The sequence below is a fragment of the Pseudomonas sp. MH9.2 genome (genome assembly GCF_034353875.1).
Lineage (GTDB): Bacteria > Pseudomonadota > Gammaproteobacteria > Pseudomonadales > Pseudomonadaceae > Aquipseudomonas.
On the sequence record NZ_CP133784.1, the window covers coordinates 671,457 to 684,325 of the forward strand.

The following is a 12,869-nucleotide window of genomic DNA, read 5'->3' on the forward strand; positions in this document are numbered from 1 at the left end:
CATGGCGCACCATCTGGAAGCAAAACCTGTACCAGCTGATCGATTTAATACGGGTGTGAATTGGAATGAACCTTCCGTAATCCCTTAGACTCGAAATACCATTAAGCCACTAGACGGAGATAACCATGGCTAGCAAAACCGCGCAGAGCGCTCAGGAAATATTAATGGCTGATTTTCAAACTTTGGTCAGCGACACGGAAAAGCTTCTCGCGCACACCGCCACGTTGGCTGGCGATCAGGCCGATGAATTACGGGGGCAGATTAACGACAGCCTGTTAAAGGCAAGGGAAACACTGCGCCTGACAGAAGAGTCCCTGCGCGTACGTGGTAAAGCGGCGGTAACGGCCACCGAAGATTATGTTCAGAGCAATCCATGGCAGTCAGTGGGTATCGCCGCTGGCGTCGGTTTCCTCCTGGGTCTTCTGGCTACAAGGCGCTGACGGCTATGGGCACGGAATCAGGTTCGTCATCGGCGGACCAACACTCGTCACCGCGGCGCTTGGGTGCCGCTTTTCTGGGCCTGCTACACAGTCACGTGGAATTGTTCGGCATCGAACTGCAGGAGCAAAAATCACGCACATTGAGCCTGCTGCTATTCGCCGGGCTGGCGCTGGTTTTTACACTGCTGCTGCTGATCGGGTTATCCGCTTTATTGCTGATCGTCGTATGGGATAGTTATCGCTTGGCCGGCATCATTGGTCTCTGTGTTTTCTATGCCCTGGCTGCGGTGTTCTGCGGTTTGCGTTTGAAAGCGGCGATCTTCGACGAATCGTCACCGTTCAATGCCACGCTCCAAGAGTTGGCCAATGATCGCGAGCGACTGATGCCATGAACCTGCCTGAACTGTCGCACACAGCCTCCCGGCGAGAACTGCGCAAGGCGTTGATTCGCTTGCGCATGGAAATGCATCGCCAGGAGATTCGTCACGAATCGAGTCAACTGCTGGAGCCGATACGCCGCGTACGCAATATGACGCAGGATTGGCAAGGCACGCTGGGCATTAAACACGCGCCTCTGTGGGGCATTGGCATCGTCACCCTGCTGGGCTTCCTCAGTGGCAAAGGAGCCAAAGGTGGCGGCATCGGTGGTGTTACGCGCCTCGTAAAGCTGGGCGCAAGCCTACTCCCGCTGATAAAGCTCGCGTTACAAGGTTCCCCGCCTAAACGCTGAGTTGCCCCATCTGGCTGCATTCTTGCAAAGCACTCCAGCGCCTGCCACCTCATGGTCCTCCGTGGGGTGACAGGCTCTGCCTGCACGGCAAAACAATTCCAAGATCTACTAAGGAGGCTCCGTGATCGACGGGCAACCGCTTGCCTGCTTTCAGCCGTTCATCGACACCGCTACTGGTCGCATTGCCGGCGTTGAAGCCTTAGGTCGCCTACGCCAGAGCGATGGTCGCCTTTTATCCGTTGGCCCCCTGTTTGCTGATCCCAAGATGTCTCCTGCCATCCTGCGCCGTCTAGACCGGGCGATCCGCGACAATGCCTTGAGCCGCCTGCATGAAGCGCCCAACGACTGGTTTCTAAGTCTGAATATTTCCCCACGCTGGATCAATCGCCTGCGACCGGGTCAACCATTGCCCAGCCTCAAGCAGCTGCAGAGCCATGGCGTGGCACCACAGCGCATCGTCTTCGAAATCACTGAGCTGGGTGGCAACAGCCAACGTTTGGCCGATGTTGTGGCGCGCTATCGGGAAGCGGGTGCGCGCATTGCTATCGATGACTTTGGGGCCGGCTATTCGCAACTGGACCGGGTACTGGCGCTGCAACCAGACATTTTGAAACTGGACATGCGCTTGTTTCAGGCCGCCGCCCGGGGCGGCCACAGCAGTGATGTGGTCAAGGCACTGGCGCAAATGGCCGAGAAGACCGGCTGCTCGATTATCGCCGAAGGGGTGGAGACCGAAGCCGAACTGCATTTCGCCCTGGAGTGTGGCTCACGCTATGTTCAGGGGTTTTTGTTCGCCAAAGGTGAACTGGAGTTCTTTGCCGGCGATGCTTTCGTTCAGCATTTTGCTCAATTGCGTGACCGCTACGTGCTGCAAAAAGTGGCCGAGCGCGCCCGCCTGATGACCCTGCGCCTACAACTCAGCACGTTAATGAACCTGCTACAGAGTTGGGCCGAAGGGCAAGCCCCCCTGAGCCAGATACCTCAACTGCACGACTATCCGTGGCTATTGCGCATCTATCAATGCGATCGCCATGGCACGCAGCTCACACCGAATTTTGAATGGCGCAATGGAGTCTGGCAGGCTGATACCAGTTATCTGGGCCACAACTGGTCCTGGCGCCCGTACTTCTACCACTTGCTGGCAGAGGGGTGGGGTGAACGGCGCCTGACCCTGTCCAATACTTACCGCGACGTGACCAGTAACCAATATTGCCTGACTGCCGGACAGTTCTTCGAGAACGGCCAGTGCCTGCTGTTGATCGATATCGACGCCGCCGGTTTGTAATCACGGCGTTGCGACCAAGGCCCTTGCAGCCTATCGACTGAACCGGGAAGCTAGACGCAATCAATAGACGGAGTGAACGCCTTGGATTGGCAAACCCTGCTTAACCGCGAACGACTTGGCAAACCCATATATAGCCCTGAAGAGCTGGGGCGCAGTCCTTTCCACAAAGATCATGACCGCATTATTTTTTCCGGCGCGTTCCGTCGACTGGGCCGCAAGACCCAGGTTCATCCGGTCACAAGCAACGATCACATCCACACTCGCCTGACCCATTCATTGGAAGTCAGCTGCGTTGGCCGCTCGCTCGGTATGCGGGTCGGCGAAATCATTCGCAGCGCCCTGCCTGACTGGTGCGAGCCAAGCGATCTTGGAATGGTCGTCCAATCAGCGTGCCTTGCTCATGACATCGGCAACCCACCATTCGGGCATTCAGGTGAAGATGCGATTCGCCACTGGTTTCTACAGGCCGCCGGACGTGGCTGGCTGGATGCAATGAGCGACGTCGAGCGCAACGACTTTCTCAATTTCGAAGGCAATGCCCAAGGGTTCCGGGTGCTCACGCAGCTTGAATACCACCAGTTTGAAGGCGGTACCCGGCTGACCTATGCAACCCTCGGCACCTACCTGAAATACCCCTGGACCGCGCGCCACGCCGACTCGCTAGGCTACAAGAAACACAAATTCGGCTGCTACCAGAGCGAACTGCCGATCCTTGAACAGATCGCACACAAGCTCGGCTTGCCGCAGCTTGAAGAGCAGCGCTGGGCGCGCCATCCGCTGGTGTACCTGATGGAGGCCGCCGATGACATCTGCTATGCCCTGATCGACCTTGAGGACGGTCTGGAAATGGACCTGCTCGAATACGCCGAGGTGGAATCCCTGCTCTTGGGCCTGGTGGGCGATGACCTCCCGGAAACCTATAGGCAGCTGGGGCCCAACGATTCTCGCCGCCGCAAACTGGCCATTTTGCGGGGGAAGGCCATCGAGCATCTGACCAACGCCGCCGCGCGTGCTTTTGTCGAACAGCAAGATGCGTTGCTGGCTGGTACCCTCAGTGGCGACCTGGTGGAGCACATGCATGGCCCCGCCAAGCGCTGTGTACTCGATGCCAAGGACATGGCTCGCAAGAAAATCTTTCAGGATAAACGCAAGACACTGCACGAGATCGGCGCTTACACCACCCTGGAAGTACTGCTCAATGCGTTCTGCGGTGCGGCACTGGAGCAATTCGGAGGGCGAACCCCTTCGTTCAAGCACCGGCGCATTCTCGACCTGCTCGGCAATAACGCGCCCGATCCCCACTGGCCTCTGCACACCTCGTTCCTGCGCATGATCGATTTCATCGCTGGCATGACCGACAGCTATGCCAGCGAGATGGCCCGAGAAATGACCGGTCTCTCCAGCCCGGTTTAACACCAGCAATCCAATGACCAGATGAGTGAACGCCCGGTCACTCATCTGGCTGCAGATCTGCGGTATGCCCGCCCACGTTGCAATTAAAGAGAGAGCCTACGCTCAGAACAGAAAAGCCCTATCGCTTGAGATACCGGGCTACCGAATAATTCGGCTCTGGTTCTTGGCCATTGCCGGCGAGAACACCTACCCACCTGAGGCCACTTGGCACCTTCGGCTCAAATCCAGGCTGTTCCCTGTCGGGCGCTCTCTTGAGTGAGCGTGAACCTGCCCCGCAGGTTTGATTTGCGCATGTGGCGCCGTCGCTTTTGCCCGGAAGATCCTGATGTCAAAAAATAATCTGCGCATTTTATTGGTGGAAGATCATCCTTTCCAATTGATTGCCACCCAGATACTGCTGAACAATCAAGGCTATTACCGTTTGACCCCGGTGCTGACCGCTGCTGAAGCGCTGGCGGCTATGGAAACAGCAACAGAGCCCTTCGACGTACTGCTATGCGATCAATGCCTGCCTGATCTCCTGGGCCTTGAGCTGATAGATCTGGCAAGCCAGCGAGGCCTGATTCGCCGGGCGGTCGTGCTCAGTGGCTTGAGCCAAGAGCAATTGGACGCGCTGGAACGCACTGCAGATAGGCGCCAACTGCCGCTCCTGGGATGTTTGAGCAAGCCATTGGATGTCCAGGCCCTGACTGTATTGCTCGCCGCGAACGGCTTTTGCGAAGAAGCTTAAACACCGAATAAACATCCATTTGAAGCCAGCAAAAAAACAAGTTCTACCGTGTAAGCAAACCCTGCATTCACTGTAGGGTAATTCCGAAACGCTATAAACAGCATGTACATTAATAGCAAATTTACACAGTTGAATTATTCATTATTTTAAACGTCATCTGATGATATTTGGATATTTACGTACGCCAATACGTTAATTCCTGTAGGAACTTTCCTATATCCACTTGGTAGCCCTATCGGTTCATGTGCCTGCCTGAACATCTGAGCTAAGGTGCGCGCTTTCTTCACTGCTTGTATGGAATTGAATTATGAACTCGGTTTTTATTGTCGACGACCACCCTGTTATTCGCCTCGCGGTACGCATGCTGTTGGAAAATGAAAATTACGATGTCGTTGGCGAAACGGACAACGGTGTGGATGCCATGCAAATGGTCCGCGAATGCATGCCCGACCTGATCATTCTCGACATCAGCATTCCCAAGCTGGACGGCCTGGAAGTGCTGGCCCGCTTCAACGCGATGAACTTACCGTCCAAAATCCTGGTACTCACTGCACAGACCCCCAATTTATTCGCCATCCGCTGCATGCAATCGGGGGCCGCAGGCTATGTGTGCAAACAAGAAGACCTGAGTGAACTACTAAGTTCGGTGAGGGCCGTATTATCCGGCTACAATTACTTTCCAAGCCAGGCCCTGAATCCTGCTTCTCGCGCAGACGGGCCTCCTTCTGAAATCGAGCTATTCAAGCTGGTCAATGACCGCGAACTGATGGTGCTGCAACTATTCGCTCAAGGCAGAACCAACAAAGAAATTGCCAAAGGCATGTTTCTCAGCAATAAGACTGTCAGCACCTACAAGACTCGGCTCATGCAGAAGCTTAGGGCAAAAACCTTGGTAGAACTTATCGAGATGGCAAAACGCAATGCGCTAGTGTGAGATATCGGATGTCGAAGCGTTTAATGGATTATTTAAGGCTAGGCGCAGGTGTTTGCTTGAGCATTAATGTGCAGGCGGCTGAGCTTGCGTCCCAAAACTACACGTTGCTCAGTCGTTCCAGCCCCAGCCATATGGAGACCCGGCTGGACCGGGCTCAATGGCAGTGGCTGCAGAACAAACGTGAATTGAGGCTGGGCACTTCAGCCCCGGATTACCCGCCTTTTGACATGACCGGCACGGGGCACGATTACGAGGGATTTACCGCCGACTACGCAGGCATTCTTGCTCACGCGCTGGACACTCCGATCAAGGTCCAGCGCTTCGAATCCCGGGACGCGGCCATTCAAGCCCTGACTGAGGGGCAGATCGACCTTCTCGGCAGCGCCAATGGTTTCGAGGCCGAGGGCAAGAACATCACCCTGTCGGTGCCCTATGCCGTGGATCAGCCCGTGCTTGTAACCCGCGTGGGAGAAAACCGTCCACTCACCGAGGGCTTGGCCGGCTTGCGCTTGAGCATGGTTTACCACTATCTGCCGCTGAAGGAGGTCAAAGCGCTCTACCCGAACGCGATCTTGCAGACGTACCCCTCCTTTCAAAGTGCAATAAACGCGGTGGCATTCAACCAGGCAGACGTATTCCTCGGTGATACCATTTCGACCCACTACCTGATCAACAAGCGTTATCTGAGCAACGTGCAGATGGCCAACTTCGGGAAACATGAGGCTGACGGTTTCAGCTTCGCCATGCGCAGCGATGACACCCAACTGCTCGACGTGGTCAATAAGACACTGAAAGCAATCCCGATTGATGAACGGGTCAGCATTTCCAAACGCTGGAGCGCTGGCAGCGACGTGCTGCTCACCGATCAAAAGCTGCAATTGACCCAGCGCGAAGAGCGCTGGATTACCAGGCATCCGGTGGTGCGCGTCGTCATCAACGAGGCGTATGCGCCGTTGACGTTTCTGGACGCTAACGGCAACTTCCGCGGGATTACAGCCGATCTGCTTGAGCTGGTCCGACTGCGCACAGGTCTGAATTTCGAGATCAAACGCGTTCAGGGCATGGCCGAAATGATGAAACAGGTCATTGAGGGACAGGCCGATTTGATTGGCGCAATGATTCCCAGTAACGAGCGAGAAAGCCAACTCAGCTTCAGCCGCCCTTACCTGGACACCTCTTTTGTTCTGGTGACCAGCACAGAACCTTCCAGTCCAGCCCACCTGGATCAGCTTGCGGGCAAGCGCCTGGCCGTTAGCCGTGGCAGTCCGACCATGCCCTACCTTCAGCGCGAGTACCCACACATAAGCCTGGTGGAGACGGACAACCCCTTCCGGGCGCTGGACATGCTGGCCCAGGGACAGGTTCAAAGCGCAATTACCTCCCTACCCAGCGCCAACTATTTCCTGTCCTCGCAGCTGTTCGATGACAAATTACAGATGAGTGACACTGTCGGCGACGATCAGGCGCGTATCTCCATGGCAACCGCTCGCAATGCCACAGAGCTGAGTTCGATCCTCGATAAAGCATTATTGAGCATCGCCCCGGAAGACATGGCCGTAATTAACAATCGTTGGCGAACCTATGCCCCGCCAGGGACGGGTTACTGGCGCAATTACCATCAGCTGATTTATCAGATTGTGTTCGGCACTGGACTGTTGTTGCTAGGCTCGCTGGCCTGGAACGCCTACATGCGCCGCCAGATAAAACAGCGTGAAACGGCAGAACGCGCCTTGAATGACCAGTTCGAGTTCATGCGTGTCCTGCTCAATGGCACGCCTCACCCCATTTATGTTCGCGACCGTAACGGCCTGCTGCAAACCTGCAATGACAGCTACCTGGAGGCCTTCTCGACCCGACGCGAAGACGTCATCGGCAAAAGTGTCATGGACGGCGTATTGAGCAGTACGCTCGAGGCCCAGGAGTATGCCGCCGACTACCAACGGGTAATGGCCGACGGCACACCACTGATTCTTGATCGCGCGCTGCAGATTGGCGATCGCTACCTGACCATTTACCACTGGACCCTGCCCTTCCGGGACTCGCTGGGGGAGGTGCAAGGCATCATTGGTGGCTGGATTGACATCAGCGAGCGACGCCAACTGATCGAAGATCTACATGCCGCCAAGGACCTGGCCGATGATGCCAACCGCGCCAAAAGTACGTTTCTGGCGACCATGAGTCACGAAATCCGTACACCGATGAACGCCGTGATCGGGATGCTCGAACTGGCTCTCAAGCGTGCAGACCAAGGACATCTTGATCGTCCAGCCATTGAGGTCGCTTACAACTCGGCCAGAGACCTGCTGGAGCTGATCGGGGATATTCTCGATATCGCCAGGATAGAATCCGGTCGCCTCAGCCTGAGCCCCGAACGGGCCAATCTGCGGGAGCTAGTGGAGTCGGTGGTGCGCGTTTTCGACGGTCTGGCCCGCCAAAAGAGCCTGACCTTGCTACTGGACTTCGACAGTCGCATCAACGCCGACGTGCTGCTCGACCCGCTGCGCTTCAAACAGATTATTTCCAACCTGATCAGCAATGCGATCAAGTTCACTGAGCAGGGCCAAATCAAGATCAGCCTGCGCATCGATGACACCTCTGACTCGCAACAACTGCATTTGACTATGGGGATCCAGGACAGCGGCATCGGCATCAGCGATGACGATCAGCTGCGGCTGTTCGAGCCTTTTGCCCAAGCCGATAACTCCGGCCAACTGGCACGAAGCGGTGCGGGCCTGGGTCTGGTCATATGCCGCAGTCTGTGTGAAATGATGGGGGGCCGCTTGACCCTGAGCAGCCAGCCAGGGAAAGGCACACACGTCCAGGTTGAGTTGACCCTGACAACGTTGGATCAGACCCAGATCATCGAGCAACCTATTGAACTCCGGCCCAATGTCAGTACCCCATTGAATATCCTGGTGGTCGACGATCACCCCGCCAACCGGCTCTTGCTGTGCCAACAACTCGGGTTTCTGGGTTATCGCTATGAAGCCGCCGAACAAGGCGCTGCTGGCTTGCAAATCTGGTTGGACGGCCATTTCGATCTAATCATTGCCGACTGCAACATGCCCGTCATGAATGGCTATGACTTGACCCGCGCGATCCGCGCCCATGAGCAGGAAAAATCACGCCCTCGCTGCACCATTCTCGGGTTCACGGCCAACGCGCAACCCGAAGAGTTCCTGCGCTGCCGAAATGCCGGGATGGACGCCTGCCTGTTCAAACCCATTAGCCTGACGGCACTCCATGAGGAGCTGGCAAAAATAAATCCCCTGCCCCGGCGTCCGCGACAAAATATTTTTGCAGCCTTCAGTGTCGACGGCTTGGACATGTTGACCGGTGGGCGTCCGGAAATGATTCAACGCTTGCTCGCTCAGTTGCTTCTCAGCAGCCAGGAAGACCGCAAGGAACTCGCGGCGACCATGGCAAATGGCAATCGGCAGCACCTTAGTGACATGGCCCACAAAATCAAAGGCGCAGCCCGAATCATCCAGGCCAGCGAAGTGATCGAACATTGCGAAGCACTGGAAGATGCCTGTAACGAAGCAACGTCGGCCGAGGTCATCACAGCCCGTCATCAGGCGATCGACGCCGCCATGATCGAGCTTGAACACGCGTTGCGCGCACAACAGGTTGACGGCAAATGAGTCATCAGCAGCCCACTCAATCACGCAGGCTTAAACCAAATGGTGCATTTGATCACAATGAGCGAGGCGCAACTCAAGACCTTCGCTGCTCACTCGATTGCGGGTTATGCACAAGATATTGAGCAGACTTACGGGCTAACGCCCAGCCTCGCGCTGGAGCACGCTACCGAGGGCTTTAACGAGTTGCTTCCAGACGGGCTAAACACCTCCGACCATCACCTGTTCAGCTTAAGAGCCTCATCAGGTGAAGACATTGGTGTGCTTTGGTTCGGAATTGATTCAGCCTACGGGATCAAGAAGCTCTTCATTTATGACCTCGAGATCCACCCTCAAGCACGGCGGTGTGGTCACGGAAAAAAAACACTGGAACAGGTCGAGCGCTGGGCACGCGCCCGTGGGATCAAACGTATCGAGTTGAATGTATTTGCGCACAACAAAGCAGGGCTCGCGCTCTACCGCATGTGCGGACTTGATCCGCACGAAATGACCTTGGGCAAACGTGTGGACTGAACGGCGGGAAAGGTGCCAAATAGCCACTAATCGAGCGAAGTCATCTGATTGCAGAGTCCACTGCCTTCGATATCTTTCCTTTATCACGTCGCAAAGAGAACACCTCCTCACTCAGCAACTCCAGTAAGCCTTGGCTATGCTGGAGTCACAAGCAATGCACCGCACGACTATGGAGAGATTTGCGATGCCCAGTCATCCGTGGCCCAATCAACGCAGCTACCCTCTGCATGTGCATATCAGCGTCATGTTCACCGTATTGCTCCTGCTCACAGGCGTCGTGCTGGGCATTTTCAACTACCTGCAAACGTCACAGATAATCCTGTCGAGCAGTGAGAAGCTTTTCAGCAACATTGCGCAGGATGTGCAAGTCGATTTACAGCGCACCTATCAGCCTATCCACAGCCTGCTCAGCCTGCTGGCGGTCTACGATGCAAATCAGTCCAGCACGCTGGAGCAGCGGCTGCCGCTACTCAAACCGTTTTCTAAATCGTTGCGGGACAACCCAAATTTGGCGTCGCTGTATATCGGGTATGCGAACGGCGATTTCTTCATGGTCCGGCCCTTGCGCAGCGACACCCTGAAACGCTATTTCGAAGCGCCTGCCAAGGCGGCTTATCAGGTTTGGAGCATTGAACACGTCAACGACAGCCTGCGCTCTCAATCACTTTTTTTCGACGATTCACTGCACCTGATCAGCCACCGCGACAACCTCAACGAACATTACGATCCGCGTCAACGCGTGTGGTTCAAGAGTGCGCTCAGCGACACCGATCAGATCACCACGGCGCCCTACGTATTTTTCTCCAGTCGCAACGTGGGCACCACACTTGCCCGGCGCAGCAGCGACGGCACAGTGATAGCTGCCGACCTGACACTCGCGTCCCTGTCCTCGACACTGGCCAAGCATCAGGTCACCGCCAGCACCGAAGTTGTGCTCTTCGATGCCAGCGGAAATGCCGTGGCCTATCCCGACAGCTCAAAACTGATAGTAGAAAGCGGCACTGCTCACCTGGCAAAAGCTCGTGACCTGAGCCCGGCCCTCGCTCGCCTGTTCGACAACGGTGTTGACGCCAACAACCACTTGAGCGTGGGAAAGCGCTCCTGGGTCGTGGCCCAAAGCACCCTGCAGGAAGGAGGCCCGCAGGGGCTGAAGTTGGCGCTGTTAGTGCCGGAAGACGAATTGCTGGCCGACGCCCTGCGCCTGCGCTGGGAAGGGGCTCTGGTGACATTGACCACGCTGTTGCTGTGCCTTCCACTGGGCTGGCTGATGTCACGAATCATGGTCAAACCCTTGCGGGCACTGGTCAGCGAAGCGGATGCGATTCGCAGCTTCGATTTCAAACATCCTACCAGCCACCGATCATGGGTGCTGGAGGTCGATCAACTTTCACTGTCCATGGCCCGCATGAAGGAAACACTGGCCAGCTTTCTCGAGATCACGGCCAGCCTGTCGGCCGAAACCCGCTTCGAGACGCTGCTGGAGCGTGTTCTGTTCGAAACCGTCAATATCAATCAGGCACAGGCCGGGCTGATTTATTTGCTCGACGGTGACAGCGGGCACCTTGAACCCAAGGGCCTGATCGTCAAGGGCGTCAAACACGACCCGCAGCAATACAGCATCGCCACTCACGACCCGCAAGCAAGTGAGACGCCCTTATGGCTGCAGGACCTCGCCATGAAAAAAGATCACTGCCTGGTCGCTCTTGGCTTTGATCAGGCACTCGATTTACAAAGCCTGATGAGCGCGCTGGAGGCGCCGCGGATACACCTGTTGGGCATTCGTTTGAGCAATCAGCGAGGGGAAACCATCGGCGTCCTCACCCTCATACACGCGGATACTGGCACCGAGACCGATCTTGAAAAGCTCAGCCCTGATCGTATTGCATTTATCCAGGCAGTCTCCGGCGCAGCGGCCCTATGCATCGAAAGCCAGCGCCTGCAAGCCAGACAAAAAATGCTGCTGGACGCTTTCATCCAGATTATCGCGGGTGCCATCGACGCCAAAAGCCCTTACACCGGCGGCCACTGCCAGCGCGTGCCAGTACTTACGTTCATGCTTGCTCGCGCGGCGGCGGCCAGCCAACAACCGGCTTTTCGCAATTACCAGCCGACCGAGGACGAATGGGAGACCTTGCATATTGCTGCCTGGTTACACGACTGCGGCAAGGTCACCACGCCCGAGTATGTCGTGGACAAGGCCACTAAGCTGGAAACCTTGTACGACCGCATCCATGAAGTCCGCACCCGCTTCGAAGTGCTGAAACGCGATGCCTGGGTCGACTACTGGAAAGCCAAGGCGCAGGACGGCGACGAAGTGTCATTGGCCGCTGCCCGCAATGTTCAACTCAACGAACTGGATGCTGACTTCAAGTTTGTCGCCCTCTGCAATCTGGGCAGCGAAGCCATGGCTGATTCAGATTTAGAACATTTGCAAACGATTGCTGCACGGACCTGGATGCGTACGCTGGACGACCGGATCGGCGTGTCCTGGGAAGAAAACAAACGTCAGGCTCGAAACCCGGCACCGGACTTGCCTGTCAGCGAATCTCTGCTGGCGGATCGGCCTGAGCATTTGTTCGAGCGGGCGGCAGCCGAAGATATCCCCGCCGACAACCGCTGGGGCTTCAAGCTTGAGGTTCCGCAGTACAAATTCAACCGAGGCGAACTGTACAACTTGAGCATCACCCGAGGCACCTTGACTCGTGAGGAGCGCTACGTCATCAACCATCATATGGTGCAGACCATTCTGATGCTGAGCCGCCTACCCTTCCCCAGCCATCTGCAGGGGGTCGCCGAAATCGCTGGCGGCCATCACGAAAAAATGGACGGCACGGGTTACCCGAAACGATTGAAACGCGACGAAATGAGTCTGGCAGCGCGAATGATGGCCATCGCCGACATTTTCGAAGCCCTGACAGCGGCTGATCGACCGTATAAAAAAGGCAAAAGCCTGAGCGAAGCACTCACGATCATGGCTCAAATGTGTCGCGATGCGCATATCGACCCGGAGCTGTTTCAGTTGTTTGTCCAAACGGATATCTATCAGCACTACGCCTCTGATTTTCTGCAGCCGCAACAAATCGATGCCGTCGACAAAAGCAGTATTTTGGAGAAAGCCGGATTGAGTACACGGGGATAAACAGGACATCAGCCAGAGCGTTGCACTCGGCGAAAAAAGCAGGC

General features: G+C 56.0%; 10 protein-coding genes. All 10 read left to right on the top strand.

Annotated features, from left to right (window positions below):
• Positions 1–125 precede the first annotated feature (125 nt).
• A complete protein-coding gene (locus RHM55_RS03025; RefSeq protein WP_322179453.1) occupies positions 126–440 on the top strand; it encodes a YqjD family protein in 315 nt (104 codons plus the stop codon).
• Between the two features lie 5 nt (positions 441–445).
• Positions 446–832 (top strand): phage holin family protein, encoded by a 387-nt coding sequence (locus RHM55_RS03030; protein WP_322179454.1) that lies wholly within the window; start codon positions 446–448, stop codon positions 830–832.
• Positions 829–1,170, top strand: a complete 342-nt coding sequence (locus RHM55_RS03035) for a hypothetical protein (protein WP_322179455.1) — start codon at positions 829–831, stop codon at positions 1,168–1,170. The genes RHM55_RS03030 and RHM55_RS03035 overlap by 4 nt, the downstream gene beginning before the upstream one ends.
• Positions 1,171–1,291: 121 nt before the next feature.
• Positions 1,292–2,455, top strand: a complete 1,164-nt coding sequence (locus RHM55_RS03040; protein WP_322179456.1) for an EAL domain-containing protein — start codon at positions 1,292–1,294, stop codon at positions 2,453–2,455.
• 81 nt (positions 2,456–2,536) lie between these two features.
• A complete protein-coding gene (locus tag RHM55_RS03045) occupies positions 2,537–3,868 on the top strand; it encodes a deoxyguanosinetriphosphate triphosphohydrolase (RefSeq protein WP_322179457.1) in 1,332 nt (443 codons plus the stop codon).
• 325 nt (positions 3,869–4,193) lie between these two features.
• Positions 4,194–4,598: a response regulator gene (locus RHM55_RS03050; RefSeq protein ID WP_322179458.1), complete on the top strand. Its 405-nt coding sequence runs from the start codon at positions 4,194–4,196 to the stop codon at positions 4,596–4,598.
• A 307-nt stretch (positions 4,599–4,905) separates the two neighbouring features.
• Positions 4,906–5,532 (top strand): response regulator transcription factor, encoded by a 627-nt coding sequence (locus RHM55_RS03055; protein ID WP_322179459.1) that lies wholly within the window; start codon positions 4,906–4,908, stop codon positions 5,530–5,532.
• An 8-nt stretch (positions 5,533–5,540) separates the two neighbouring features.
• On the top strand, positions 5,541–9,176 hold the full coding sequence (locus RHM55_RS03060) for a transporter substrate-binding domain-containing protein (protein ID WP_322179460.1): 3,636 nt from the start codon (positions 5,541–5,543) through the stop codon (positions 9,174–9,176).
• A 57-nt stretch (positions 9,177–9,233) separates the two neighbouring features.
• The gene (locus tag RHM55_RS03065) at positions 9,234–9,686 is read left to right on the top strand and encodes a GNAT family N-acetyltransferase (RefSeq protein ID WP_322179461.1); all 453 of its coding nucleotides are present in this window, start codon (positions 9,234–9,236) and stop codon (positions 9,684–9,686) included.
• Positions 9,687–9,870: 184 nt separating this feature from the next.
• Positions 9,871–12,825, top strand: coding sequence for an HD domain-containing phosphohydrolase (locus RHM55_RS03070; protein WP_322182708.1), 2,955 nt, complete (start codon positions 9,871–9,873; stop codon positions 12,823–12,825).
• The last annotated feature ends 44 nt before the right edge of the window (positions 12,826–12,869 follow it).